The organism is Streptomyces sp. NPDC059564 (genome assembly GCF_042735575.1).
Lineage (GTDB): Bacteria > Actinomycetota > Actinomycetes > Streptomycetales > Streptomycetaceae > Streptomyces.
Window position 1 is genome coordinate 70,033 of the sequence record NZ_JBHWBP010000004.1, and the last position, 25,502, is coordinate 95,534.

General features: G+C 67.8%; 23 protein-coding genes and 1 pseudogene. 6 read left to right on the forward strand and 18 right to left on the reverse strand.

Translation table 11 applies throughout. The annotated features are described in order from the left end of the window. Window positions 1-36: 36 nt before the first annotated feature. Complete coding sequence (locus tag ACFV0Q_RS02165) at window positions 37-555, forward strand: hypothetical protein (RefSeq protein ID WP_384999078.1); 519 nt, start codon at window positions 37-39, stop codon at window positions 553-555. Here the strand turns inward: ACFV0Q_RS02165 and ACFV0Q_RS02170 are convergent. After that, window positions 509-2,299, reverse strand: coding sequence for a hypothetical protein (locus ACFV0Q_RS02170; RefSeq protein WP_384999080.1), 1,791 nt, complete (start codon window positions 2,297-2,299; stop codon window positions 509-511). The genes ACFV0Q_RS02165 and ACFV0Q_RS02170 overlap by 47 nt on opposite strands. A gap of 542 nt (window positions 2,300-2,841) precedes the next feature. On the opposite strand from ACFV0Q_RS02170, the gene ACFV0Q_RS02175 reads away from it, so the two are divergent. Continuing rightward, window positions 2,842-4,011: a hypothetical protein gene (locus tag ACFV0Q_RS02175; protein WP_384999083.1), complete on the forward strand. Its 1,170-nt coding sequence runs from the start codon at window positions 2,842-2,844 to the stop codon at window positions 4,009-4,011. 103 nt (window positions 4,012-4,114) lie between these two features. Beyond that, window positions 4,115-4,621 carry a hypothetical protein gene (locus ACFV0Q_RS02180; RefSeq protein WP_384999086.1) on the forward strand — a complete coding sequence of 169 codons (507 nt, stop codon included), beginning with the start codon at window positions 4,115-4,117 and terminating at the stop codon, window positions 4,619-4,621. Between the two features lie 275 nt (window positions 4,622-4,896). On the opposite strand, the gene ACFV0Q_RS02185 is transcribed toward ACFV0Q_RS02180, so the two are convergent. The 14 genes from ACFV0Q_RS02185 to ACFV0Q_RS02250 all read right to left on the reverse strand — a co-directional run bounded on the left by ACFV0Q_RS02185 (window position 4,897) and on the right by ACFV0Q_RS02250 (window position 19,332). Then, a complete protein-coding gene (locus ACFV0Q_RS02185) occupies window positions 4,897-6,432 on the reverse strand; it encodes a terminase large subunit domain-containing protein (protein WP_384999089.1) in 1,536 nt (511 codons plus the stop codon). Continuing rightward, window positions 6,422-6,970, reverse strand: a complete 549-nt coding sequence (locus tag ACFV0Q_RS02190) for a hypothetical protein (RefSeq protein ID WP_384999092.1) — start codon at window positions 6,968-6,970, stop codon at window positions 6,422-6,424. Before ACFV0Q_RS02190 ends, ACFV0Q_RS02185 begins: the two co-directional genes overlap by 11 nt. A 58-nt stretch (window positions 6,971-7,028) precedes the next feature. After that, on the reverse strand, window positions 7,029-7,817 hold the full coding sequence (locus ACFV0Q_RS02195) for a hypothetical protein (protein WP_384999095.1): 789 nt from the start codon (window positions 7,815-7,817) through the stop codon (window positions 7,029-7,031). 433 nt (window positions 7,818-8,250) lie between these two features. Further along, complete coding sequence (locus ACFV0Q_RS02200; protein ID WP_384999098.1) at window positions 8,251-8,778, reverse strand: hypothetical protein; 528 nt, start codon at window positions 8,776-8,778, stop codon at window positions 8,251-8,253. Window positions 8,779-8,782: 4 nt separating this feature from the next. After that, the gene (locus tag ACFV0Q_RS02205; RefSeq protein WP_384999101.1) at window positions 8,783-10,222 is read right to left on the reverse strand and encodes a ParB N-terminal domain-containing protein; all 1,440 of its coding nucleotides are present in this window, start codon (window positions 10,220-10,222) and stop codon (window positions 8,783-8,785) included. Continuing rightward, a complete protein-coding gene (locus tag ACFV0Q_RS02210; protein ID WP_384999104.1) occupies window positions 10,219-10,884 on the reverse strand; it encodes a ParB/RepB/Spo0J family partition protein in 666 nt (221 codons plus the stop codon). Before ACFV0Q_RS02210 ends, ACFV0Q_RS02205 begins: the two co-directional genes overlap by 4 nt. A 118-nt stretch (window positions 10,885-11,002) precedes the next feature. After that, window positions 11,003-11,224 (reverse strand): DUF2795 domain-containing protein, encoded by a 222-nt coding sequence (locus ACFV0Q_RS02215; RefSeq protein WP_384999107.1) that lies wholly within the window; start codon window positions 11,222-11,224, stop codon window positions 11,003-11,005. A 226-nt stretch (window positions 11,225-11,450) separates the two neighbouring features. After that, a complete protein-coding gene (locus ACFV0Q_RS02220) occupies window positions 11,451-13,289 on the reverse strand; it encodes an ABC transporter ATP-binding protein (protein ID WP_384999110.1) in 1,839 nt (612 codons plus the stop codon). A 185-nt stretch (window positions 13,290-13,474) separates the two neighbouring features. Then, window positions 13,475-14,194 (reverse strand): lasso peptide biosynthesis B2 protein, encoded by a 720-nt coding sequence (locus tag ACFV0Q_RS02225; RefSeq protein WP_384999113.1) that lies wholly within the window; start codon window positions 14,192-14,194, stop codon window positions 13,475-13,477. After that, complete coding sequence (locus ACFV0Q_RS02230) at window positions 14,191-16,059, reverse strand: asparagine synthase-related protein (protein ID WP_384999116.1); 1,869 nt, start codon at window positions 16,057-16,059, stop codon at window positions 14,191-14,193. The genes ACFV0Q_RS02225 and ACFV0Q_RS02230 overlap by 4 nt, the downstream gene beginning before the upstream one ends. Before the next feature lie 118 nt (window positions 16,060-16,177). Next, window positions 16,178-16,318 carry a lasso RiPP family leader peptide-containing protein gene (locus tag ACFV0Q_RS02235; protein WP_384999119.1) on the reverse strand — a complete coding sequence of 47 codons (141 nt, stop codon included), beginning with the start codon at window positions 16,316-16,318 and terminating at the stop codon, window positions 16,178-16,180. Between the two features lie 181 nt (window positions 16,319-16,499). Further along, window positions 16,500-17,693 (reverse strand): M20 family metallopeptidase, encoded by a 1,194-nt coding sequence (locus tag ACFV0Q_RS02240; RefSeq protein ID WP_384999122.1) that lies wholly within the window; start codon window positions 17,691-17,693, stop codon window positions 16,500-16,502. Next, window positions 17,690-18,490 (reverse strand): multiprotein-bridging factor 1 family protein, encoded by an 801-nt coding sequence (locus tag ACFV0Q_RS02245; RefSeq protein ID WP_384999125.1) that lies wholly within the window; start codon window positions 18,488-18,490, stop codon window positions 17,690-17,692. The genes ACFV0Q_RS02240 and ACFV0Q_RS02245 overlap by 4 nt, the downstream gene beginning before the upstream one ends. Window positions 18,491-18,651: 161 nt before the next feature. Further along, a complete protein-coding gene (locus tag ACFV0Q_RS02250; RefSeq protein WP_384999128.1) occupies window positions 18,652-19,332 on the reverse strand; it encodes a hypothetical protein in 681 nt (226 codons plus the stop codon). Window positions 19,333-19,914: 582 nt separating this feature from the next. On the opposite strand from ACFV0Q_RS02250, the pseudogene ACFV0Q_RS02255 reads away from it, so the two are divergent. The 3 genes and pseudogenes from ACFV0Q_RS02255 to ACFV0Q_RS02265 all read left to right on the forward strand — a co-directional run. Beyond that, a pseudogene (locus ACFV0Q_RS02255) lies at window positions 19,915-20,139 on the forward strand (IS5/IS1182 family transposase); the annotation flags it as partial. A gap of 244 nt (window positions 20,140-20,383) precedes the next feature. Continuing rightward, window positions 20,384-21,694: a serine/threonine-protein kinase gene (locus tag ACFV0Q_RS02260; RefSeq protein ID WP_384999131.1), complete on the forward strand. Its 1,311-nt coding sequence runs from the start codon at window positions 20,384-20,386 to the stop codon at window positions 21,692-21,694. Between the two features lie 900 nt (window positions 21,695-22,594). Further along, window positions 22,595-23,923: a serine/threonine-protein kinase gene (locus ACFV0Q_RS02265; protein WP_384999134.1), complete on the forward strand. Its 1,329-nt coding sequence runs from the start codon at window positions 22,595-22,597 to the stop codon at window positions 23,921-23,923. A gap of 384 nt (window positions 23,924-24,307) precedes the next feature. On the opposite strand, the gene ACFV0Q_RS02270 is transcribed toward ACFV0Q_RS02265, so the two are convergent. From ACFV0Q_RS02270 to ACFV0Q_RS02280, 3 genes are all read right to left on the reverse strand, one after another. After that, window positions 24,308-24,574, reverse strand: coding sequence for a hypothetical protein (locus ACFV0Q_RS02270; protein WP_384999137.1), 267 nt, complete (start codon window positions 24,572-24,574; stop codon window positions 24,308-24,310). A 316-nt stretch (window positions 24,575-24,890) separates the two neighbouring features. Beyond that, entirely contained in the window at window positions 24,891-25,211 is a 321-nt protein-coding gene (locus ACFV0Q_RS02275; protein ID WP_384999140.1) for a VRR-NUC domain-containing protein, read from the reverse strand. Then, on the reverse strand, window positions 25,211-25,502 hold a 292-nt coding region (locus tag ACFV0Q_RS02280; protein ID WP_384999143.1), incomplete at its 5' end, for a hypothetical protein. The genes ACFV0Q_RS02275 and ACFV0Q_RS02280, both read right to left, overlap by 1 nt.

The window sequence follows — 25,502 nt, forward strand, 5'->3', positions numbered from 1 at the left end:
GCATGATCGTCAGCGACTATCCAGGTGGGGGGCATCGTGGAAGAGATCGACCGGGTATCGCTGGAGAAGGCACCGGCCGACCCGCGACTGAAGAGAACGCGGTTCGTTGTAGGCGCCCTGGCCGCGCTCGCGGTGGGCGGCGGGCTGTGGCTATGGCAGCCCTGGGTGGACCGCACGCCGTTCACCGCGTACACGGTCAGCCTTCAAGAGGCCCAGTACACAGTTCGCGGATCATCGCCCGGGACGTGCGTACGGACGGCGGCGTCCGAGGAAGAGCGCGTCATCTACGACGAGGACGGTAAGCGGCTCGCGGCCGGACGGGACCCGAAGGAAGGCGAGGTGCTGGGCCCCGAGTTCGGCGACTTCGCAGGCGACTGCCTGTTCATCTCGCACATCGACAACGTCCCCGGCGGGAGGGGCACGTACCTCACCGAGTGGGGCGGCGGCACCAGGCACGAGCTGTCCGAAGAGGATATGCGCGAGCCCGTGGAACGGCAGAGGGAGCGGTTCAAGACGAAGCGGAAGCGGGATTTCTCGGCCCCTCCGGAGAGGTGAGTTCTTCCCCGTCGCCGGGCGGTGCCGAGCGGGCGTCCGCCGATGCCTTCTTCGGCTGTCGCGCGGCGATCCTCTCGACCTCCTCGCGCGCATCTTCGATCGGATATCCGGCGTCCTGCAACATGCCCACCCCGGTCTCCAGGCTCAGCACACCGGCACCGACGCCGCGCACCACCTCGTCCAGGACCGCGCTCCGGTCGGTCGGGGTATGCGGCCCGAACACGAGCTGGACGGCCGGCGTCGGACCCGTAGGCCAGCCTTCGGCCTGACCTGCCTGATGGAGGCGCTGCACCAGCTTGAACAGCAGCGCGTACTTGTGCGCCCGGGCCAGGCGCATGGCGTCGACCAGGGAGTCCAGCGGCCCCAGGGACAACTGGAGGGCGTAGCCGGACGGCACGTCCGAGGGGTCCACCGTGCCCAGGCTCACCGCGGGCAGACGAGCGTTGACTGCTGCCCGCTCCCGGATCTCCTCCACGCGGGCCCGCAGCTCCGCCAGCTGGCCGGAGGTATCGAGGACGTCCATCCGTCCGCCGTCCGCGAGTTGGAAGATCGTACCCGGCGCCACCGACAGCGGGCGGGGCCGCCCCGTGACGCGGTCGACTTCGGCGCGTGCGCCCGCGAGCCCGATGATCGGCGCACCGGTGGTCGCCGACGCCCGAGCCGAGTCCGTGTCCGTCTCCGCGAGCTCGTCGAGAACCTGCATCACCGAGGCCAGCGAGGACTGCCCGAAGTGCTCCCCGTCGGCCACGGTGTTGGAGACGTGCACCAGGGGGATGAAGTCGATCCGCAGATCCAGCCGGTTCAGGACCTCGCCGTCCGAACGGGTACGGAACCGGGCTCGCTCCAGTGGAAGGTCGTCAAGGCTCTGTCCGTGCCGCAGTTCATCGAGGAGCCACTCGGCATCCGTGAGGAAGCAGGTGGTCGAGGATGGCCGGTCAGGAGCCCACGGGTAGGTCCGCTCTATGGTGTTGCTGTCCTCGCGGTACCAGTCGCCCGGCTCCATGAGCCACCCGCCGGCACCGTCAGCGATCGGGCCCCGGCCGGACGGCCGGCTTTTCAGCATGCTGCGGGTTGCGGCCGTGATCGGGCCCAGCTCGTAGGTGATGCGTCGGACGCGGGCCTTCACACCCCGCTCGGGGTCCTCCGGTATCTCCCATGCGAGATGCACCCGCTGCGGGTAATCGCCCGGATCGGCGTCCTCATCCAGGACGGGGAAGTAGAAGCCGGGATCGAACGTACGGAGCCGGACCCGGTCCTTGGCCGGGTCCCATGCCAGCAGGTACACAGCATCGCCGAGCAGGACGGCCTTCCGCTCGGCTGCCTGCATCCGCAGAGCGAACAGCTCTGCCTCCGCCCAGGAGCGCAGCCGCTGCTGAACTTCGGCCGCAGACAGTGCCTCCGGGCTCGCGCCCTCGTCCCCGGCGCGCTCGGCACCGGAAACGACGATCTGCTGAGCCTTGCCGAGCAAATGCGCGAGCGTGGTATCCACGAACGCGGCGGCGTCCCCGAACTCCCGCCGTTCGGCGCCGGCGTCGTTGCCCGTGAGCGCGGCCAGCTCACCCGCCTGATTCACGTCGTACGCGGCGAGGACCTTGTAGGCGGCCAACCGCCGGGCGGAGTCCCGCGGCAGCCAGGTGGCCTCAGCGACGAGTCCACGATGCGGGCGCCCATCGGCGCTCGAGGCCATCATCGGCTTGTAGTTCAGCCACGACCAAGCGTCGGAAACGTAAGTGCGCAGACCCAAGACAGCTGCTCCTCAACGGCCCCGCGCCGAGTTCAGCCTAGGCCAGTGAGCCTTGCGCTACTTCGCGTCTGCGCCGAGCACCAGCATTGCGGCTCTCTCTCCCACCGGGAGTGGGGGAAGATCACGCTTCCCGCGACCGCGACGATCGGACATCCTGTGCCACGCCGACGTCACGTCGACTACACGGCTGCTCTACGGCTCCAGGCATAGGCGGAGTTCAGAGCCGATGACGGCACCGACTGATGGCCTGCACGGAGGAAGCCGAAGCTGGCTATCCCCCTGCGGAAGCGGAGGATCCGCAAACTCCTGATTGTCACCGGCAAACGGCATCCGAGGGTTGGGACACGCTGAGCCGAAATGGCCCTCTTGACGTCTCATGCACGAAATTAATCGCACGCAAGTCCGCATCGTCGGGCTACTGTCGCCCCCTCCAACCCACAGAAGGGGCAACATCCATGCGTCAACTCGCTGTGAAACCAGCAGTGTTACGGGTTGCAACCGCCCTCGCGGCCACACTCGCCGCTGTCGCCGGAGCCACTGGCGTGGCCCCCGCCCAGCCGACCGCTGATGCCCCGCCCGCCTCGATCGCCGGGCGACTCACACCCGACCAGAACCCGGACCGCACACCGGAGCCTAAGCCCGCCGGTGGCCCCGCATCGCTGGCCGCCAGCGGCCATGGCAAGTGCTCGGAGCGAACTCCTGACGGCCGCTACAGCTGCCTCGAGATCACCACAACGGACACGCCGCCCAGCAACGCCCCACGGCGGACGCCCAGCCTCGCAGTCGGAGTCACGCCCCCGCAGTGGTGCGACCAGGCTTACAACCAGGTATGGGGCACCCGTACCCAAGCCTGCATCTGGTCGACCGTCACCTACACCACCTACGTTGACACCAACGGGCAGCGAACGACGACAGGGCAAGCCAACGTCACGGTGATGCAATACAACTACACCGACACCGGACTGGGCCGCTACGCACACCAGATCGACACATCCATGTACAGCGGCTGGGGAGACGCGACGAAGGCGACCATCGACGGGCAGGCGACTCTCACGGGTCCCTGCACTCGCAACAGCGCCACCTTCCCCGCCAAACCCCTCTTGCCGCTCAACAGCTGGAACACCGGCGAGTCCTTCTGGGACACCGCGATCACCGGTCCGGCCGCCACCGGCAAATGCAAGACGATCTGGTACCTCACCTTCAACAACGCGGGCTACAAGCCCGCCGTTACCGACTACTCGATGAACGAAGTGCGCTGCGACAACGCCACCGCCGGACGTCCGGGCATCGGATGCGTTATCCCGTGGGCCGCCTCGAACCTCGTCTACACCCGCGCCGCCACTCCCGAGCTCGCCGACCACGTAGCCAAGGCCCAGGCGTCAGGCCTGCCGTCGCGGCTTACGCGGACCGAGGACCAAGCCGTCATCGACTCCAACCGGACTCAGGCCTGTGGATCTGCTCCGAGTGTCCCGGACAAATCCTGCGACGAGTATCCGATCGCCTCTTCGCAGCAAGGGCTTAGCGCCGGAGGGGCACGGCGGTCCCACCCTGGCTGCGGGTTCGCCGGCGTCCCGACCGCGACAGGACCAACGGGAGTCAGCGTGTGCATGATCGCCCAGGCCGACAACAGCTCGCAGGGCGGGACCAATACGCAGTTCTTCCGCCGGGAACGTGTCCTGCAGAACGACCCCTTCAATGTTGTCGTTCAGTAGGCGGCGGCAGTTGGCAGCCGCCGTCACCGTTGCGAGCTGGCCCAGCGGATGATTGCCTCGCCAAGTGGCGGCGGCCCCGCCCGCCACGACACGAGGAGTGGTGATGACGCGCAACCAGTCTCAAGTGTTCATCAACGAGGGCATTTTCGGGATTCTCGACCATGGTGAAGTACCCATCGAAAGCGTGGACTGGTCCGGGGGCTTGATCGCTCCCATGTCTGCAGGGGCCATGGTGCGAACCGGCATCAACACCGGCAATGTTCACGTGGAGGTGTGCACCGGTGCCCCGATGAACGCAACAGGGGTATGGGAGGAGGAAGCTAGGGCACGGGTCTGGTCGCCAACGGGCAACCTACGCATCGAATCGGTCGTCGATGGGCCAAGGCTGGAACTTCCAGTCCTGTCCACCTCTGGTCCAGGGTGGTACCAGCTGGAGGTCAAAGCCCGAGGCCGCCGAGAGAACCCTGATGCTTCCCTCCTCGAATCCGCAGAGGAGTACCAGATCACCCTTCGCCCTGCCCCTGAAGTGAGCACTCCTGCGCCCGTCAGCACATCGGTGCCGACTGACCCGGACGAGGACGCCAGGCGCCAGCGATTGCTTCGAGGCTGAAGGGAGCGCGAGGAACTGGGGGTGCTCCTCAAGCACCCGAAATATCTCGCCACTGCCGTAGCGCGAAGATCTTTCACTAGTCAGAGCTGGCTGCTGTGCCTATCGGACCGGTGTGCCCCGCGCCTCCCCGGAGGCGTCGGGCACAGTCGCGTCTGTCTTCAGTGCGAACTCACGTTGACAGGCTCCGCTACCGAGACCACCCCGGAACTCACCAGCGAGGCCCTCGCCCTCGCCTACCTTGCTGTGCCCGCCCTGGAAATTCGGGACGCTAGTGGCTATCGGCGGCCGCTTAGTCGGTCGTCGCTGTACTCGCCGATCGTGGCTCCGCTGTGTTGCGGGCTGGCCAGCTCCGTCAGTGCGTGGACGGCGGCGTCCATCCGGTCCGGGGAGTCCATGCCCGCCACCCAGGTCACCATCTGCTGCTCCAGCGTCGGCCACTGCCCAACGTGGTGCACCCTGCCCTGCTCGTACAGCTGGGCGATCGGCTCCGCCCGCAACCTCTTGCCGTGCTTCGCCGTGACTGGGAGAACTGCGGGCATCAGCATGCTCTCCGTGCGTTGGTCGCGCTGGAGCTCCTGCCAAGCCTGGTGGAGGATCTGGCGGCTCATGTCGCCGCCGTAGTTCGCCTCCACCACGATGGCGTCCGCGCGCAGCTCGATCGCGAGCAGGCAGGCCTCCCGGCCCCAGGCATCCGCGCCACGGTTGCCCGAGCGGTCGTCCAGGACGTACAGGTGGCCCTCGGTATCGCGGGCCGCCGCGACGATGCCGGTCTCGTCGCCTACTGCTGACTCGCCGCCAGCAGGGTCCACTGCGATAACGATTCTGCTGAGGTCGACGCCGCGAAGCTGCGCGGCGCCGATCCGGTTGTTGGTGATCCACGCCCAGTCCCAGACTCCGCCGTCCTGGGGCCGCGGCTGCTGTTGGTAGAGGCTCCACCAGACGCGCTCGCCGACCGACCGGCGGATCTCGGCGAGGGCCGCTTCGTTGTACCGTTCGGGCCAGAGCGGGCCGCCGATCGGGCGGCCAAGCGCATCGTCCTCGGAGAGGGCGAGCGCGGGCAAGTCGATGTGGGTCCACCGGCTGCCCTCGTCGGCCAGGATGCGGCCGGCCAGGTCGTCCTCGTCCCACCGGGTCTGGATGAGGATGACGGAGCCACCCGGCTCGATGCGGGTCAGGAGGACGGCCTGCCACCATTCCCACAGGCGTTTGCGCATGGTGGGGGAGGAGGCTTCGGCGGCGTCCTTGATCGGGTCGTCCACCACCGCCAGGTGCGCGCCCTTACCGGTGAGGCCGCCGCCGACACCGGCCATGACGGCGCCGCCCTCGGTCCCCAGCAGATCGAAGCGGTTCGCCGCCGACGAGCCTGGGCGGAGAGCGATGCCGACCTGGGGCCCGTAGGCGAGGATAGCGTCGCGGATCCACCGGCCGTGGTCGTCGGCCAGATCCGAGGAATACGAAGCGATCATCACCCGGTGCTCCGGGCGCCGCCGCAGATACCACAAAGGCGCCCACCGGGCGGCCCGCCTGCTCTTCCCGTGACGCGGCGGCATCGTCAGCAGCAGCTTTGTCGGCACCCCGGCCGCGACCCTCTCGAAGGCAGCGTCGATCAGCCCCAGGTGCGGGGCCTGCATCTCCCGACCCTCGGTGAGGACCGCCGCCATCGCCCCCGGCGAGCGGTCCATCGCCAACCCGCGCTCGATCTGAGCCAGCCGGGCACGGAGTTGCGGTGTGGAAGCTGCGGCTATCTCGCGGCGCCGCGACGCGGGAAGCGTGCGGTACAGCTGGAGGACCGCAGCCTCGTCAGGCCTCACCACCCTCGCCTGCGTCGCCGGCCAGAGTAATGAGCCGCTGCAGCTCCTCGAGCCCGGCGGTTTCCACCTGGACGGCACCGCCGTCCGGGCCGGACACCTCCGTGCGTACGGGGCGGTTCAGCCCGAGAAGGTGACTGCTGCGCTCGATGATCCGGACAGCCCGGTCAACGGCCTGGAGATCACCGGTACGGATCGCGGCGCGGTACACGCCGAAGAAGAGCCGCTCCAGCCGCTCCGCCATGAGCTTGCGCAGTTCATCGGTGCTGCCGTCCAGGGCGGTGCTGCGCTCGGCGAGAGCCTTGGAGACGTCCTTGCAGGCGAGCTCGATCAGGCGACTGTCGCTCGGCGGCTCCAGCCCCTTCCGGTAGGTGTCGACGCCGTACCCCTGCGGGTAGGCCACGCCGTCGGAGTTGATTGACGGATCGGCAGCGAGCTTCCGGCCGATCGTCAGCCAGTCGATACCGGCCAACTTCAGGTCGATGGCATCTGTGCGGCGCTGAGTGATGGCGGCTCGTACAGCCCGGGTGGGGCGGCCCATGAACGTCTCCCTGGGCCCCGCACCCACCGTCCATGATCCCGTAGCGGAGGCGCGGCCGTTAGCTGCCGTTCGGCAAAAGGGGTATGCCTCTCTCGTTGAACAGATTGATGAGTGCTCCGTACTCCGTCATCAGTTCGTCGCGTTGCCCCGAGAGCTTACGGAGGAGGCTCTCGTATTGGTCACGAAAGGAGCGCCGCCACTCGGTGGGTATCTGCGAGTACCCGCTCTTACCGTCGGCATCCATGTGGTCCAAGGAGTGGAGAAACGCGTTGACAGTGTCATGGAATTTCTCGCTCTGGCGCTGAAGGTCCGGGTCCAGGAACCGGACCTTGTAGTTACGGGCTAGGACGTTTTGTCCGTCGTACAGCGGGTCTTGGACGGAGTCGTGAATCCTGTGGAAGGAGGCTTGGTGCTCGAAGGACGTGAACCACGACGCATCAAGCGGAAAGGCCTTCAGGATGCGACGAGCCTTCTCTATGTCCCCCGGCTGGGCGGGGCTTGTTGAGTTCTGGAGGGTCGGGGCGGAGGACGCTCGCTGGGGCGTTGTGGCTGGGGCAGAGGTTTTCTGCCGAGCCTTCACCTTGGCCTCGTGCGCTGCCCGGTAGAGCGCCGCCCACTCTCCGCCGGGCAGCCTCTGCCAGCCGGACTCCCTCTCGGCCGCCGTCTCCAAGTACTCCACCAATGCCGTCAAGGCCGTCGTGCTGTCCGGCACGACGCCGCCAAGCCAGCCCTTGACGGTGGACGGGGAGAGTTTGACCCCGTTTCGTTTGCCGTACGCGGCGACGTTGCGGAACGACTTGTTGGCTGTGCTCCACAGCTGTTGGAGCTGTTCGTGCAGTTCTGCCATTGCGTGTCCTTGTGTTCGGCCCGAACGATTGCCGAACACTTTCTACACCCGCACCCACCTGCGCGTTCCCCTGTTCGCCGGATCGCTGCCTACCCCGAACGCAACCCCGAACAGAGCCAATGAGGAAGGCCTTGGGCCAACCGGCTTGGGGCTGTCGATGAGAGGGGTAGTTGTGGGGAAGCACCGTCGTGAAGAGACCCGTTGGAGCGAATCCAGGTGGCACGCCTTCGATGTGGCGCGGTGGATCGTGCGAGGGGTACAGGTAGTGGGTTCGGTGATCCAGGTCGTGCGGCTGCTCCTGGAGATGTGATCGGGGCGGGGTGGCCGGGTGGCGGGGGGTTTTTTTGGGGGGGTTTGCGCGGCGGGGGGGGGGGGGGGGGTGGGGGGTTTGGGGGGGGGGGGGGGGGGGGCGGGGCCCCCCCCCCCCCCCCGACTACTCAAATGTCAGCTGTTCGGAGCTCGCAGCAGAGGGCTCGTGTGCTGCTGGCCTCGGAGCGTCTGGCACGTCCCGGTTCTGCCGGAGCCACCATCCGAACTGCCAGTTCCGGCAGGTCCGGTACAGCCGGGCTTGCCGGAGTGGAGCGTCTGCCGGGATGGAGTTCTCGCCCCAGCCCTCGATCGGCCGGGCGTTGGCCAGGCGTACCCCGGGTCCTGGCACGTGAGCGTTCCCTTCCCACGTCTCGCCGGGCGCGTGCTCGAACGCGAGGTGCGCGTTCCGCTCCCAGGCCCACGGGAGCGGCAGCGCGCACAGGTACCAGGCAACCGGTGGTGATCCCGCCGGCAGCAGCACCGTTTGCTTCCTCAGGTTCCGGTCGATTCGGGGCCTGTCGCAGTCCCCGAAGGTCTTCAGGCAGTGCTCGGCGAGGTTGAGGTGCCGGATGCCGGCGAGCCACATGATGCCGTACTTCTCACGGCTCTGTATTTCAATGCGAACCGGTTCATGGTTCGCCCCCGATTCCATGTTATTACCCCTCCAAATCGCGATTCCTATCCTTGATCAATTCTATCAAGATTTCCACAATTCCGAAATGTTTCTCGTGGCGGTAATCGTTGGGGTATGGCATATTGAATTCATTCCGGAAAGCCTCCTCGTATTCCTCGATGGGGAACGCCCGGGGCTTGCGGCAGACCGACTTGACGGTGGCCCTCGTGGTGTCGCTGAGCTCGACTTCCTCGAAGTACCGGGACAGCAGGCCCCGCAGGGACTCCGGGGTGTGGTATCGAATGCGCTGCCACTTCCCCCGCACGAACCGCATGTCCACGCTGTGCTCGTCCAGGAACGCGAGGCGCGTGGAGTCGCGGCTGATGGAGTGCTCCGAGTTCTCGTACGCCTTCTCGCGCTCCAGGTTCCGCGTGCCGATGCACACCTGGCCGTCAGCGGCGCACAGCGCGTTCACCGTGAGCAGGACCCAGTGCTGGTACTCCAGCGATGTCGTGGCGTTGATGACCGAGTCCAGCACGACGACTTCGTACAGGCCCCGCTCGCGAAGCTCGCGTTCGATGCCGCGGATCATGCCGACGATGCCGCGGATGTCCAGGGAGTACTTGCCCTTCAGGGTGCGGTACGGCTCGTAGTCCTGGACTTGGTAGCCCTGGCCGCGTAGGTGCCGGGCGTAGTCGCCGTGGCCGGCGCCGAAGTCGACCACACGGTGCGACGTGGTCAGCCAGGGCAGCACCAGGCGCTCCCAGACCTCCGACTTGTAGCGGACCTTGTCGGCCTTCGCCTTCGAGGAGTGCTCGCGGAGCCGGTTCGGCTGGACGATGTGCTGATTCCACACCGGGGCCTGCTCCTCCAGCCCGGTCCAGTCGTACACGCCGTACTCGCCTGTTAGGTCCTCCACGAGCTGGCCGGCGTCGAAGGAGGCGACGGTCCAGGCCAGGACGTCGAACCGCTGCGCCTTCGCTACGGCCGCGTATTCGGCGTTCAGGACCACGCGGCCCTGGTCGTCGATGACGACCGACCCCCAAGGGCCGTGCGCTGCGCTCATGAAGCCGATGGCCTGTTGGAAGGGCAGGTTCTTCGAGGCGACAACCTCGATGGTCTGCCACGGAATCCAGCACCACTGACCGATAGGCCCGGCCTCCGCGTACACCACGGAGGATTCGGTCTCGACGCGGTTGTGCAGGAGGTTGAACTTGATCTCGTCTTGAAGGCGGATCTTCTGCGGCAGGATCATCGCGGGTACGGTGTCCTGCCCGATGGCTTTCAGCCCCTTGGTTCGCTGGTGACCCGCGACCAGGGTTCCGTCCGCGTTCAAGATGACTGGTTTGACGACGCCGTGGCGGCGCAGTGACGCCTGGAGCCGCACAAACGACGACTCCGACAGGCGGCGCGGGTTGTAGTCCGCCGGCCGGAGCTTCTCCAGCGGATATGCGGGATCGAACCGTACGTCCAGTGGGTTCACGCCGCGTCCTCCTCGGAGGCATGGTGCTCCTCATTCAGGACGTGCCAGCCGAACCCCATGTCGGAGTCAGTGGCGTCGACGAACCGCTTGTAGAGGGAGTTCAGGAACTCGACTTCGTCCTGCGTGATTCGGACTCGGATCGATGACCACTGGAGGTAGCCCCACTGGAGGTAGTCCACCGTGGCAGCGGCCCCTGTTCCGGCGCCGTCGCTCGGCAGCTCGATCGGCGCGGGAAGTGACGTGTCGTCGAGCAGCTCGTCCAGCTGCTCCTGGTCGTAGCCGGTGCCCTCAAGATCGGGAAGGTCGGTGAGGATGTCCGCGAGGAGAGCGGTGTCGTACCCGGCGAGGTCGCTGGTGCGGTTGTCGACGATGACGATCTTCGCGGCCGTGTCCTCGTCAACGTCGAGCCACGTCACGGCGATCTCGTCCCACCCGAGCTTTCGGGCGGCCTTCGCTGTGTGGTTGCCGGCCAGGATTTCGTTCGTCCGGCCCGTCAGCGTGCCCTTGTTGACGACGATCGGCTTGTACTGCCCGTGGGTGGCCAGTGATTCCACGATGGCGTCGAGGTCACCGGTGCGAGGGTTGCGGTGGTACGGGACCAGGTCCGCGAGCGGGACGGCAAGATCCGCGAGCGAGACGGGGATACGGGTATTGGTGGACACGGGGACTCTCCGGCCCCGCGCCCACCTTCGAGCGTAGGTGATCGAGGGCGGCGCGCCCTCGACCTAGCTCTGCCGTAAATCGGTCGCTTATGCGACCCGCCTCTTGGTCGATGTGCTGTCAGTGTTCATCACGATTGTGGAAAACATCGTCCTTCGTGGGGTAGTCGGGCCATATCTCCTCCATCGACTCGTAGGGGTCACCGTCATCCTCAAGCGCCTGGAGGTTCTCTATGACCTCGACCGGCGCGCCCGTTCGGATGGCGTAGTCGACGAGTTCATCCTTCGTCGCAGCCCACGGCGCATCGTCGAGGTAGCTGGCCAGTTCCAGAGTCCAGTACATGGTGTCTCCGTGTAATCGCTGATGTGGTCCCGTCAAAACAGCCGCGGTCCGTCGCTGTCGTCGCGGCCCAACAGGGAATGTACCGGCCAAAGGATCTTCGGAGTGCTCCGCTTCGGCGATCGACGGTGCAGCAGCTCGCCTCCTGCGAATCTCGACCGATACCGAGCCGGCAGCAGGCGCAAGCGCCCTCGTGTCGGATAGGGATGGCCAAGATCGACAGGGGAGCCTACGCAGGTTGATCGCTGTACGTCTTGGCCTGCTTCTCCCACATGGCCGCGTACTCGGAACCGTGCTGGGCGAGGAGGGATTCGTGGGTCCCCTCTTCGAGGACTCGCCCGGCGTCGAGGACGAGGATGCGGTCTGCGTTACGGGTTGAGCCGAGGCGGTGGGTGATGAGGATGACGGTTCGCCCGGCGCCGAGTCGGCGGATCCGGTCGTACATCGCTTCCTCGGCGCGGGGGTCGAGCGCGGAGGTTGGCTCGTCGCAGATCAGGACGGGCGCAGTGCTGCGGTAGAAGGCCCGGGCGGCGGCGAGTCGTTGCCACTGGCCGCCGGACAGGTCCCGGCCGCCCCACAGGGAGGCAGCCAGGTTGGTGTCGAGGCCGTCGGGGAGCCGGTCGAGTACCTCGTCGGCGCCGGCGGCTGCTGCTGCCGCGAGTACGGCTTCGTCGCTGCCGCACCCTTGGCCGAGGGTGATGTTCTCGCGGGCGTTGGTCTGCCAGCGGGCGATGTCCTGAGGGAGCATGGCGAGGCGGCCCCACACTTGATCTGGGTCGGCCTGGGCGAGGTCGATGCTGTCCCAGGTCACGCTGCCCGAGGAAGGGGTCAGCAGCCCGGCCACGATTTTGGCGAGGGTGGACTTGCCGGACCCGTTCGCGCCGACGATCGCCAGGATCTCGCCGCGTCGCACGGTGACGGACACCTTGTCGAGAGCGGGCAGTTCACTGCCCGGGTAGGTGAAGGTGATGCCTTCGGCGCGGATGACCTCGGGGTGCTCGGGCAGGATGACGGACGAGCGGTCCGGGGTTCGATGGGCCGCGTCCTCGAGGAAGCTCGCCCAGTCGGCGAGGTAGAGGCCGACGCGGTAGCTGGTGTGCATGCCAGTGACGAGGGAGCCGAGGAGGAGACGGCTGGTCTGCACGGCGATGACCGCGGTTCCAGCGGCGGCGAGCGGAACATGCCCGCTGGTCACCAGCCACAGCAGGGCGCCGTATACGAGGAGCATCGCGGTGCCCGCGAGGGCATCCCCGAGGAGCTGGTAGCGGGCGGTCGCACGGCCCACGCGTTCAGCGTGGGCTTCGAGCCGGCCCGCCACGGCAGCGAACTGGTCCAGCAGCCAGCCCCTCATGGTGTTCGCGCGGACGTCGAGAGCGGTGCTCCGTCCGGCCGTGTGGTACATCAGCGTGTGCCGTAGCCGCCGGTCCGCCAGAGTGTGGCGCTCCGCATGGTGAGCGGCGCGGGCGGCATAGATCGCGGCTGCCCCGCGGGGGACGACGGCGAGGAGCAGCAGCGGGACGAGCGTGATGTGGAGGGTGGCGAGGATGGAGGCGGCGGCGAGGATGCCCAGCAGGGACGCGGTGATCGACGCGAGGGCGTCGACCATGAGGTGGGTGTCTTTCGAACCCCGGTTCGCGGCCTCGCTGTGGTCACACCACTTGGGGTCGTCGTACGAGGCGAGAGGGACGCGGGTGGCGGCCTCCAGGTAGCGGAGCTCGGCCAGGCCGTCGACGCGCGGCCCGATTCGCGCGGTGAGGGTGATGGCTGCCGCCGCGGTGATGGAACGGACGGTCGCGGCCCCGGAGATCACGGCGAGGGACGGCAGCGCATCCCGCAGGTGTTCGGCGGGCGGCCCTGCTGCGAACAGGGCGACGAACGCGCCGCGGGTCGCGTAGAGGGTCAGGCCGGTGAGGGCTCCGGTGGTGAGCTGCAGGAGGACCAGCCACAACACGGCGCGCGGGTCGGCCGCCCAGGCGAGGCGTACGGCGGTCGCGGCGAGCGAGGGCAGGCGCCGGACCATGGTCAGGAAGCTGTCGGCGCCCGCATCCTCGTGTCGCTCGGCGCTCACCCGGAACTGAGGCAGAACATCGTCGGCTGCTTTCCGCCCCAGGGGGCTTAGGAGGCGGCGAAGAGGTCCAGCCGGAGTGGGGGTTGAAGGCTTGGCCGTGCTGACGGTGTGCGGTTGTGTGTCTGTCACGACGAGAGCAACGCTTCACCCGTACGGGTGGAAACGGTGGCGCGGGGTGGCGAATTTCAGTTCGAGCGTTCCACCTGTAGAGCGTCGATGTATGGCCATACTCGGTCCGTTTCGGCCTGCCCGATCACGGCCTCTTCGGCCTCCACCCAGGCGTGCGCGCCGTGAGGGATGAGCCGTGCCCCGAGAACCCAGCGCAGCCGCCGGCCGGTGAGCGCGGCGGCGAGGAACGTGGCCAGGGACTCTTCCAGGCAGGCGGCTCGGCCGGGCCAGGCGCGGATCCCGCGGCGCACGGCGGCGTGTGCCGTTTCCGCTTCCGCAACGGTTGCGGCTCGGCCGGGGAGCCGGGTGGCTGCCCGGGCGACGGCGAGGGTGATCCGTAGCGGCGTGCATCGCAGCAAGACCAGCGCCAAGGCCAGCCCCACCTGTCCGGCTACCTGGTCCCGGAGACATCCAGGGACAGGGACGGCGAATCGGACCTGCCTCCGGGCCGGGCGACCCGTCGGCCGCTGGGCGGGGACCAGCAGGCGGGCCCGTTCCAGGCTGTCGGCTACCTGCGTCAGATCGGCCCGCACCCGGGCGGGGTCAACGCCTCGCAGCTGCCAGTAGCCCACCACCTCCTCGACCGCTTCCGGTGTGCGGGTGCCCGTCGTGGCCTTGGCCCACAACTGGGCGCCCACCGGGTCGAGGAAGAACCACCTGCCACGCAGCGGGCGGGTATCGACGAGGGCGATGCCGTCGGCACTGACCCCCACGTGCACACCGGTCTGCTTCCTCACACCGAGCTCCTCTGCGCGATCGGGGCCTGCTCCCACCACTGCTCGCGGCTGGTGGGCGTGGTGGACAGCCACAGCTCGGCCGCGACCAGGGCGTGCAGCGCCCCCAGGGGCGCTTGTGCTCCGCGCACCGCGTCTTTCAGCGTGCGCCGCGCCAGCTGCGCGTCGATCAGTCCGGTCTCGGCGAGGTGAGAGCTGGCCAGGATGTGCTGCAGGGCGGTCGCGTTTGCGCGCAGCCCGGCGTAGACACTGCCGGTCTGCGACGTCTTGGTGCGACGCTCCAGGAGGTAGGCGGGGGCGGTCCCAGTCAGGGCGGCGCGGGCGAGGGGCTTGAAGTCGCCCGGGACGGACCTCTCCCACCCCGGCACCGCGTGGCAGACGTCTACGACGGCGTTGTCCAGGTACGGGGCATGGATCGGCAGGCCCCATAGCTGCCGGGAGATCTGATCGTAGGTGCCGTGTTCCTCACCCATCCGCTCCAGGTACAGCCGCTCGTGCAGCCCGCCCGGCAGCGGCTCCGGACCGGAAGTGACCGCCTGCCCCGCGAGGAGGAGGGCCAGCGCGGTGCCGCCGTCGCCGGTCAGCCACGCCGCGGAGGGCAGAGTGCCACACCAGGCGAGAGAGCCTGCGGGCGCGGGCTGGGGCTCCGGGGCCGCGCCCTTGATGTGGTTGGAGAGTGAGGCCAAGGCCTGCTCGTACGTGGTCCGCTCTGTTCGTCGGGCCGCGGTCACTACGGAGTGCACGGAGCACCGGCGCTCCCGGGCGAATGCGGCCAGACGCCGGAGTGCCTCCCGCCGGCGTCCGGAGCGGTACAGGTCGATACTCATGGCCGGGACGGCGCTCAGGACGTCATCGCCGCCGCGTCCGGTCAGGTGGGTGCCCGAGCCGTAGCCGAGGGCAGGCGCCAAGTGCGCCCGCTTGATCCCCAGCAGGCCGAGGGTGAGGGAAGGACTGTCCGTGACGGGCAGCATGGACAGGTCATCGAGCTGGTCGAAGTGCTGGACCAGCTCTGTGACACCGTTGACCTGGGCGTGGGTGATCGTCGTGGGGAAGTCGGCGGCCACCCGGCGGGCATAGATCCCGTCGTCTTCCTCGGACATGTGATCGTCGGTATAGGTGATGGCGAGCAGGGGCCTGTGGGCGGCGGCCAGACTGGTGATGGTGCCGCTGTCCATGCCGCCGGATAGGTCGGAGGAGATGCTGCGGTTCAGGGTGGTCCGGCGTACCACGGCGGTCGACAGTTGCTCGGCCAACGCTTCGGCTCCCTCCACGAAGGTCAGCCGGTCGTCGCCTCGGGGGACGTGCTCGGTTCGGGGCTGCGCGCCGGGCTCCAGGACGAGGGCGTGCCCGGGGCGCACCCGGTGGACGCCTTCGAAGTAGCTGTGCGGGCCGAGGTGGTCGACGCCGCGCAGGCACAGCGCGGCCAGCAGCCGGACCTCGTCGATGCAGCCGCCGGTGTACGCGGCCAGGACCAGGGCGGAGGTGGACCACAGGACCTCGTCGCCGTCCACCACCCAGTGCACGGCGATCGTCCCGGCCCGGTCTCCGGCCACCCGTACGGTGCTTCCCGAGCGCACCACCGCGAGGTAGGAGCCGGGCAGCTGTGTGGCGTGCGCCCAGCGTCCTCGCTCCGCCGAGTCCCGCGCCTCGTTCAGTTCCCGCTGCGTACCCAGGCAGCAGCCGGCGGTCAGGACCTCGGCACTGCCGCCCAGTGCGGGCCCGCTGCGGATGTCGGCGCCGTGGTGGCCCACTGTCCAGATCCGGCACAGGCCCTCGAAGTTCCGTTCCTCACTGTTCCGGGGGCGCCAGCCACCTGCCCGGGCCGACCCGCCGCGCCCTGTGTCGAACGCCCCGACGACGTACCTCATCCCGATCCTCCCCTGACTGCCGCCTGTAGTGCCGGTCATGGGCGAGCGCCCAGAGCCACCGGCCATCGCCGGGGCTCTGGGCGCCCGCTCAGCTACTCACGCCCTGCGAGCCAGCGGATTACTCCCAGTACTGGGTGTCGTCCGCGTTGTTGGCGCCAGCCGAACCGAGGGTGACGGCGGTGACGGTGCCGAGCTCGGTCAGCGCCGGCGTGACGTACTCGGCGGGCTTGGCGACGATCTCGGTGGCGATGAAGTCCATGACTGTCTCCTTGAGGAGTCGATGTGTGGGTCCCCCCGCGGGCCGGGCGGCGCTTCCTCCGCCCGACCCCTTGGACTCCTCTATGACACCGCGCAGCAACTGCGTTCGACAGAGACGAAGTTGGGGCCTTTCTTGGATGCGGTCTGGGAGGGATCTGGTAGCGAGTTGGGATCCCGAATGGTCAGCTGCGGTGCAGCAGTTCCAGTACGGCCTGCTGATAGACCGCGTACACCGTCGGCAGCGAGGCCAGGTCCGCACGCTCGTTCAAGCCGTGCAGCCCCTTGTACGGCACGCCGAAGCCGGCGGTGGCGGCGATGTCGTGCTTGGCGAGGAGATTGCCGATGTTGGACGGGCCCGCGACCTTCGGCCGTACCGAGAGCCCGAAGGAGGTCGCGGCGTCGATGAGGGCGGCTGCGGGCTGCTCGTCCGGCTGGAGCCGGAACGGCGGCCACACGGCGACGGTATCGACCTGGGTGGGGAGCGGCCCGGGCATCTCGGCGTCCAGTTCGGCAGTCGCCTTGCGGACGAGCGTCTCCGCGTCCCCGGCGTCGAAGGACGGAGTCAGGCGGAGGTCGACGTTCACCGAGCACAAGCCCGGCGTCACGGAAAAGCCTTGCCCCCCGGTGATGGCGGTGACGGTCAGCTTCGGCGGGAGCGGAAACCCTGAGCCGTCGCCGACGTCGGGGAGCTCGGCCGCGTCGAGTAGCTGCACCAGGCGGGCGGCACGGCTGATCGCGCTGACGGTCGTCCGGCTGGAGCCGGAGTGGCCCGAGGGTGCGTGTACGGAGATCGTGGCGCGCCACAGCCCGCGCCCGCCGACGACCACTTCGTCCATGCCCGGGTAGCCGATCATCACCCCAGCCGGGCGGGCGGCCCGGTCGTCGGCCAGGTAGGCGAGCGCCCCACCGAACCCGCCGGTGTGCTCGTCGACGTCCAGGAGCACGGCCAGCCCGCCGGCGAAGTCGCCCCGGTGGCCGTGGAGATCAGCGGCGATGTGACAGAAGACGGAAGCGGCGAGTTTGGAGTCGGCGGCGCCCCGGCCGCGCAGCCAGCCTTCGTGGATGTCGCCGATCGTGGGAGGGAAGTCCCAGGATGCCTCGTCCCCGAAGGGGGCTGTATCGAGGCAGGCGTCCAGCGTCCACCACATGCCGGACCTGGTGCCCGCGATCTCCACGAGCAGGCCGACAAGTTGGCCTTCATCGTCGTGCAGGCGCCGGTGCGGAAGTGATCGCCCGGCCAGCCATGTCTCGAGGACGTCGAGGACGGGCGCGTAGTCGTCAATCCCACCGCGTGAGGGTTGCCGGATCAGGTCCTGAGCCAGCTGGATGACGGACTCGGACTGCTGGGTGGCGGCTTCCACCAGGTCGTTGCTCACGCTTCTCCTTGCCACAGAGCTCCCCCGTGCCGGACCGGCAGGGCACGAACAGCCTCTATCGTCTCCACAGGGCGGGCAGAAGCGCACGCTTCTCGCCCATGCTGGAGGAGGCCCACAGCGGCCTCCTGGCTGAGCAGGACCCCGCAGTCGAAGCCCTCGGCACCGTGGAACGACGGAAGCGGTACCACGGCCGCCCGCTCGGAGGCCACGAAGAATCGCTCCATGGCGGCATCCGGTTGCACGAGCCCGACGTGCAGCGTCTTGACCCCGTTGCGCCGCTCGGACGGGTCGCGTAACTCAAGTAGCCGTACCAGGTGTTCCGTGAGCTGCGGATGACGGGGCGGCCCGTAGAGGATGCGGTAGTGCACCAGGTCGGGGTTCTGGGCGACGGTGGACTCGATGGCTCCCAGGTATGCCTTCTCCCGGCTCCGAGAGCCGGTCACCACCAACTGCTCGGTTGCGTCGGCCGCCACGTTCACCATGGCCTCGACCAGGTCGGCGTACCGGGTGAGCAGCCGCACCACCACATCGGTGCCGGTCGCCTCCAGTACGCTCGCCGAACGCTGCCCGTCCTGGTGGGCGAACAGGACTTCGGAGCGTTTGGCGTACAGCGTGCACAGGCCACGCCGATTCTTCGCGCCGGTCCGTTTGCGTCCAGACTCCCAGGCACTCAGGAGGCTCGCGTCGGTGGCGCCTCCGGTGATGTCGTTGAGCTCGTCCGCGGCCTCCTCCAACGTGAGGTTCCGGGCGATCCGGGCACGCCTGAGTGCCGAGTCGGATGGAACGATGCCGGTCATCAGGCCCCCAGCAGGGTCGCGGCGTCATGGGAAGGGCGCCGTACGCCGGCACCGGAAACAGTGTTGCTCCCCGTGCCCTTAACGCACAGGCGCAGTAAGGAAACTGGCCGAGGAGACACCTTCGAGGCGGAGCAGAAGGGCGGTCCGGCGGTCGCCGGGGCTCAGCCCGCTGAGCCCCGGGGGTGTAGCCGGAGCCACGCGGTGAGAGCGGCCTGGAGATCGAGGACTTCCGCGTGTGAGAGGTTGTCGCCTGCTGACCCGACGTGCAGACGTACGGAGTCATGGGTGACCCTCCACCCGACCGCGCGGGCCCGGGGCGAGGTGAGGATTTGATTGTGCGCGAGGGTGTGCAAAGCGGCCTCTACGCGAGGAGACATCGGTGATATCGATCTGGCGCGTGGGATGGAATGGGCAGGTCGGACGGGCAGGCCGATCGTCGTGTAGAAGGAGCGGATCGCGTCTTCCAGTTGGCCACATGAGGCAGGAGCTCGACCGACGAACTCACTGAGGAGTTCGGGGTGCCGTGGCGGTGCGTTCTCGCCGTATGGCTGGGGGTGGAGGGGGTGCTCGTCTTCTTTGAGCTGAATACAGGCCGGTGCGATGAGTACGCGGGTGTACCCGTCCTTGATGAGCTGGGCGTGGACTTCTCGTAGCCGCGCGGCCTGCCGCGGGACGGGATGCGGATCGACGCCGGCAACGGGCACGGCAGGCTTACTCAACTGGGGGGTCATTCCATAGAGGCCGTTGCCGCGATGTAGAACGCCGGCGCCAGTCAGGAGCAGCGTCACCTGGCGGCCGCGCTTGTCGCTGCCGAGTCGGAATCCGACCACGGTCGTGGCCATGGGCTCTCCCTAGATGATGCTCGCTGCCGGTTCCGAGTTTGCCAGCCGGAAGCCCTCCATATGGGGCGTTCCGCTGACCCGCGGCACGAGGCCGCACGCTGCGGGGATTCGTCGGCGAGCCGAGAGTCCGGTCTCAGCGGTGGTGCCGCTTGGGAGCGGTTGCGGCGAGAGCGGGCATGGGCACCAGAATCGACGGGCCGAGGGGGCGGAGAGCATGCGGCCCTGCGAACTCCGCCGGGCGGTCGGTTCACGTGTGCAGTGGGACCCCGCCGAGGGGGGAGTCGGCGGGGTCCTGTTGAGACAGTAGCTCTTCGAGGTTGTGGATCAGGGATTTCAGCTGGGGGCGAGGAGGCGGGTCTGTGTGTAGGCGCCGCCGCTCACGCCGTGACCACCCATGCCAGGGCGCGGGCCTCCCGTCGTAGCTCGACGAGGGCAGCGTAGGGAGTGGCCTGGAGCGGTCCAGTAGGGGTGGGCGTACAGGTCGCGGAGCCCCTGGATGAGCTGGCACCGGAGCGCGGCGGTGCCGCAGGTCGAAGGCTGCTGGGCGAGAGCCGCGTAGGTCTGGATCACTCGGATCTGGGTCAGCAGAAGAACCGGAAGAGAAAGGCCTCCAGGGGCGGTCGGCCCGTCAGCCACGACCCGGACCTCTACAAAGAGGCGGAACATCGTCGAGCGCCTGATCAACAAGCTGAAAGCCTGGCGAGGCATCGCACCCGGTACGACAAGACCCCGGACAGCTACCTCGCCGGACTTTACCTAAGCGCCTCGATGATCTGGCCCAAGGACCTCACCCGAACCACCCGTTGAATCCGCTCTCTAGCTCGCGACTCGGTCGTGCGGGCGCCAGCCCAGCACTTTTGGGAACGACCGTATGACGGGTGGGGCGTGCCTTACGGAGTGGCCCTGGGGAAAGCTATCTGCCTGTGGCCGGGACAGGCCGGAGATGGGGCTGGGGGGATGCGCTGGTGGCGCCCTTCGGGTGATGATCCTCCCTGGACGGGTTCGGGCGTGGGGCTGGGCAGGTCTGGGCGGGGCAGGGGGAGACGCAGTGATGGAGGGTCAATTTCTCGGCGGCCGGTACCGGCTGGGGCGCCAGCTCGGCGAGGGTGGCATGGGTCAGGTGTGGGAGGCCGTCGATGAGAGCCTGGATCGGCCCGTTGCGGTCAAGGTCATCTCCCTGCTCGCCGGCGGCGGCACCCGCGGGCAGGACGTGCGCGCCAGGTTCCTGCGCGAGGCACGCATTACGGCCCGCCTCCAGCACGCCAACGTCGTGACGATTCACGACCTCGGCGAACTGGGCGAAGCCGAGGGCAAGGCCCCGTTCCTGGTCATGGAGCTGGTCCGCGGCGAAGGCCTGGACGAGGTACTGCGCCGCGGACCCGTTTCTCCACCCCTGGTGGCTCGCTGGAGCGTCCAGATATGCGACGCGTTGGCCGCCGCGCACGACGCCGGGATCATGCATCGGGACATCAAGCCGTCCAATGTCCTCCTCACCCCGTCCGGCACCGTCAAGGTCCTCGACTTAGGCATCGCCCGGGCCGCCGACCCCGCGGTGACCGGCGACCGTCTGACCCAGACCGGCTTCATCGTCGGCACGCCCGCCTATATGGCCCCCGAACAGGCGCGCGGCTTCCCGGAGCCCAGCAGTGACCTGTACGCGCTCGGCTGCCTGATCTTCGAACTGCTCACGGGCCGCCTGCCGTTCCAGGCCCCCGACACGGTCGGCTACCTCTCGGCGCACCTCACCGAACAACCCCCGCCACCCAGCTCCGTCTCTTCTGACATCCCTGCGGCCTGGGACGAGATCGTCCTGACCCTGCTGCGCAAGGAACCCGCCCGGCGCTACCCGGACGCCGGCGCCCTCGCATGCGCCCTGCGGCAGCTGGACCTCCCTCCCGCGCACGCGGCGCCCGCCCCTCCGGTCCCGGTCCTCACTGCCCCGCTCACGGTCGCGGATCCGGATCCGGCCCCGCCCGTCCCCGCAGCCTGGCGCGATGCGCCGATGCGGTTCGGTCTCCCGGCGGTCGTGCTCCTGCTGACGTTCACTTCCGGCAGTGACGGATTCACCTTGCTCAGTGCGAGCGACTCTTTCGCCAGCGTCTTCATCCCGTTGACGGCCCTTCTGGGATGCGCAGCGGCCCTCACGCCACGTTCTGGAATCGTGCTCCGCGCGGTGGGTTACGTGGTCGGAGCATTCGTGGCCGTCATCACCGCTACGGCTTTCCACACTATGACCTCCTCCTTGGGGTGGGCTTACACGGATGGCGAGGGGTGGTACGAGTGGACGATGTTCCCCGTAGCACTCTCGACTTACGTTTACCGCGAGGTCGCCACCCGGCGGCGCGCCAAGCTCACGCCGTAGCGGTTCGGCAGGCGTAGCCCCGCGCTCTGTGGCCGAGTTCTATGCTGTCGGGCTCTGCGACGCAGCCGCCGTTCGACCCGAAGTCCACGGGAGAGGAGTGCGGTTGCCCTCTCGCGTACGACGGCTTCGTCTGGGCAGGTCGGCCATCCGCCGGGGTCGGCTATCCCGGCGCGCCTGTGAAGGTGGGGCGCCCTCAGCATGGCCTTCTCCAAAGCGGTGCTGACGTCCTGGCCCAGGTGTACTCCGGCGGCGTCGTGGCGGCGCGCGAAGCCAGATCACCCCTTCGAAGTGCTGCCGCAGCCGCTCAGGGTACGGGCCGTACTCGCCGGCCGACAGGTACGGCCGGACGAACTCCCAGCCGACATCAGTGAGTTGCACTCGAGTCACACACGAGGAACTACCAGTCCAGACTCGCCGCGAGGCCCGAATCCCGCAGATTGATCACAACCGGATACGCACCCTAAGGGCTTGCAGGGAATTAACTTGCTTGCGAACACCTTGCCTGAGCTGCGGTGTCAAGAGCTGAGGCACGTAACTTATTGTCCTGCAAGCCCTTAGGGTCGAGCCGATTGCCCAGCTGTATCAGCAGGGGCGGGTGCATCATGTTGCCAGTGGCCGCAGCTGAAGCATCAGATGGTGGTCTGGGTCGCGGGTATGGACTCGCTCGACCGCATGGACGCAGGCGTGCACGGTCTGACGGAGCTCGCTGATCCACAACGCAGGGGTTCTGCTTCATTCGGGTACCAGGGCAGGAGGCTTACCGGGCACCGTTGACGTGACGACTAAGGGTGGAAAGGGGCCTCCGGTCTGGTGGCTTACATCTACCTGCCCAACTCTGGCAGTCCGACTTAGGCTGTATGCCCTACCGTCTGTTCTCAATCCGGCGATCCGGGGGGCTTCGTGTCGGAACTACCAGTCGCCAAGTGGATCGGCGGTGGGCGGTACGGTCTTGTGCGGGAGCTCGGTTCCGGCGGCTTTGGCCGGGTATGGATGGCCCAGGACACCCACCTCGACCGCACCGTGGCAATCAAGGAGGTGTTCACCGACCGGATCCCGGCTGCCGACCTTGCCGGCTTCATCAAGCGTGCCCATCGCGAAGCGTCCAACTCTGCTGCCTTGTCCGACCACCCCAACATCGTCTCCGTGTACGACCTAGTCAACGAGAACGGTGTCCCCTGGATCGTGATGCAGCTGATACGGGGTGCCTCTTTGGCTGGTGTCCTCAGAGAACACCCCGCCGGGTTGACGGAGCAGTTGGCCGCACAAATAGCCGAGCATATGCTCCTGGCCTTGAAAGCCGCGCACGCCGTCGGGCTGGTTCACCGGGACGTCAAACCACAGAACATTATGATCATGGCCGACGGCCAGGGAAGGTTCATCCGGAGCGTACTGGCAGACTTTGGCCTCGCTAAGAGCTTCGTCTCCGACGTGCCGGCCTTAACTAGATCTGGTGAGGTCTTCGGCTCCTGGGCTTACGCTGCCCCCGAGAGGAGAAAATCAGCTATCGGCAACCTTCCCCCGGGGGACCTATTCTCTCTCGGGGTGGTTTTATTCGAGGCAGTGGAGGGCTACTCGCCGTTCCAGCGCGACGACCCGATGGACTCGATGATGGCAGTGGTCAATGAGCCGCTTCCGATAATGCAGAAGGCCGGCCATCTGGCGCCGCTAATCAAGGCACTGACCGCCAAGGATCCGGCCGATCGGCCTAGCATCGACACGGCTCTGAGCATACTGGCGACGGCCTGGGACCATCGAGACAAGACTGCGTTCTGGGCAGGTGACACGACTGCTACTTCGCCCCTGCCACCCGCCAATACCAAGGAATTCCCGGCCGATCCCGCGCCCCCCTCCGGCTTGCCTGCGACGCGGGACAGGCGACCAAAGGCCCGCTCAAGTCGTCTGATCAAGGGTGTCGGGATTGGTGCGCTCATCACAGGGTTTTTGTTGCTAGTCGGAGTTACGGCCCTTTGGTTGCGCTCAGTCACCTTCGCCGCGCAGGGAGACTGCGTCAATTACTTCGGCGGGGATTGGAGCTACGACGCGTCTTGCTCCATGCCGTCACCTTGGGGCAAAAACTATCTTGTTCTGTATGCAACGAAGGCCTATTTCAGCCCCGGCGGCTGCCCTGCTGTGGTGGCAGACTGGACGTCGATCACTGATGTGCAGGTAACCGGATTCCAGGCAAACAACGGCGAATGGGTGTCGATGTGCCTTAGGCCTATAAAGTAGCTGAGTAGTGCCATACAGTGGTTGGCTTGCCCTCTTCGTGGACAGGATCATCAGATGGACATTAACCCCACTTGACGGCACTCGACGCTTCGGCGGAGGAGCGACGTAGTCACTGTGGCGGTGGTGCGGATTGGCGAGGTCTTAGCTCGACTCCGCCCCGGAGGATCCCGGGGGAGGACGGCGTCCAGGTCACTGTTCAGGCGGATGTGGAGTGAAGCGCGGCGGAGGGCGGCTAGCTTGGGTCGCCCTCCGCGGAGGACTACGTGATGGGGTGAGTGCCCACCCTGGGGGTCGAACCTGGAACTCTGCGGCCGATATCCCTGGACGGGCCGGTACCGCGCACCTCTGCCATCGGGTCAGGTGGGCGTGTAGGGAGACGAAGGTCTACGCCGGTACTGCCGCGTCGCCGACGTACCGCGCCCAGACCCCGGCGCCGGTGTCAGCGGTGCTGCGGGACTTCGCCTCGTAGGCTCCGGCGGGGCGGAAGGATGAGTGGCGGCCGGTTCGGATGCGGTACGCCAGGTTCGAGGCCTGACCGATCACGGGGTGCTCCGAAATGAGGGCCCAGTCGCCGGGCCTCTCGCGAAGGGCGCGCGCGGTGGTGTCGGCGTCCGAGCTGCGGGAGGGGACGGGCTCGAAGCGGGCGTGCATCAGAGGGTGACTCCGTTCGCGTGTGGCGTCTCTGCGAGGCGGCGGATTCGGGCGGCGAGCTGCCACTGGCGGTCGGTGAGGTCTTCACAGAGCGCATTGGAGAGTTTCGCGATTTCGGCGAGAGCTTCCTTGGCCGTAGGCGTTGAGGTTGAGTTGCAGCGGCCGGCCGGGGCTGTGGCGGTCATGGCGGGTCTTCAGCGGTTATTGCAGCGGCAGGTGTTGGTGATCGGGTTGAACCAGCTGTCGCACGAGGTGCACCAGACCGCTCCCGGCATGGGGGGCTTGTCGGGGGTGTGGGACATGACGGTGTTCCTGTTCAGAGCGTGTCGGGGAGGGTGGCGCGCGGGCCGCCAGGGGCGAGGGTGGCGACGATAAGGGCGAGGTCTCGGAGCCTCCACAAGGCGACCTCGAGGCCGCACCCGGCCAGGTGGCGAAGCCACTGCTTCTGTGCGGGGCGTATGAGGCCGGTGTCGGTCTTCAGCTCGATGAAGACCGTGCGCCCAGCGGCAGGGTGGCCGTAGACCTCGTCGGGCCATCCCGCGTCACTGCGCCTGGAGTTGTGCGTGTGGTAGGCGAGGGTCCAGCCGCGGAGCTGGGCGAGCTGCCGTACGTGGCGGCGGAACTGCTCCTCGTTCATCACTTGCCGGGCCGGTAGGTCCAGGTCGAGATGGCCGCTTCCAGGACTGCGTAGTGCTCGGCGGCGTGCGGGTCGGGCTGCGGTTCGCGGGCCGGCGGCCGGTGTGCGTTCGGCGCCCTGCGGTGGCGGTCCTTGAGGACTTCCCGAACTGCGTACCGCTCGCTGACGAGTTCGGCGAGCGGGTGGCCGTACTGCTCTATGGCGTGTGCGTCATCGAATGCGATGGCGGTGGTGTTCGTAGGCATCTGCTTCTCCGTGGGTGTGGCCGGGACCCGCTGTGGGGGCGGGTCC

Excerpts from the sequence above, each read along its gene's own strand:
- ACFV0Q_RS02200 (WP_384999098.1), bottom strand. The coding sequence starts at position 8,778 with ATGGAATCGGGGGCGAACCATGAACCGGTTCGCATTGAAATACAGAGC.
- ACFV0Q_RS02235 (WP_384999119.1), bottom strand. The coding sequence starts at position 16,318 with ATGGACTTCATCGCCACCGAGATCGTCGCCAAGCCCGCCGAGTACGTC.
- ACFV0Q_RS02230 (WP_384999116.1), bottom strand. The coding sequence starts at position 16,059 with ATGAGGTACGTCGTCGGGGCGTTCGACACAGGGCGCGGCGGGTCGGCC.
- ACFV0Q_RS02270 (WP_384999137.1), bottom strand. The coding sequence starts at position 24,574 with ATGCACGCCCGCTTCGAGCCCGTCCCCTCCCGCAGCTCGGACGCCGAC.
- ACFV0Q_RS02190 (WP_384999092.1), bottom strand. The coding sequence starts at position 6,970 with ATGGGCCGCCCCACCCGGGCTGTACGAGCCGCCATCACTCAGCGCCGC.
- ACFV0Q_RS02180 (WP_384999086.1), top strand. The coding sequence starts at position 4,115 with ATGACGCGCAACCAGTCTCAAGTGTTCATCAACGAGGGCATTTTCGGG.
- ACFV0Q_RS02245 (WP_384999125.1), bottom strand. The coding sequence starts at position 18,490 with ATGACCGGCATCGTTCCATCCGACTCGGCACTCAGGCGTGCCCGGATC.
- ACFV0Q_RS02250 (WP_384999128.1), bottom strand. The coding sequence starts at position 19,332 with ATGGCCACGACCGTGGTCGGATTCCGACTCGGCAGCGACAAGCGCGGC.
- ACFV0Q_RS02215 (WP_384999107.1), bottom strand. The coding sequence starts at position 11,224 with ATGTACTGGACTCTGGAACTGGCCAGCTACCTCGACGATGCGCCGTGG.
- ACFV0Q_RS02260 (WP_384999131.1), top strand. The coding sequence starts at position 20,384 with ATGGAGGGTCAATTTCTCGGCGGCCGGTACCGGCTGGGGCGCCAGCTC.
- ACFV0Q_RS02275 (WP_384999140.1), bottom strand. The coding sequence starts at position 25,211 with ATGAACGAGGAGCAGTTCCGCCGCCACGTACGGCAGCTCGCCCAGCTC.
- ACFV0Q_RS02195 (WP_384999095.1), bottom strand. The coding sequence starts at position 7,817 with ATGGCAGAACTGCACGAACAGCTCCAACAGCTGTGGAGCACAGCCAAC.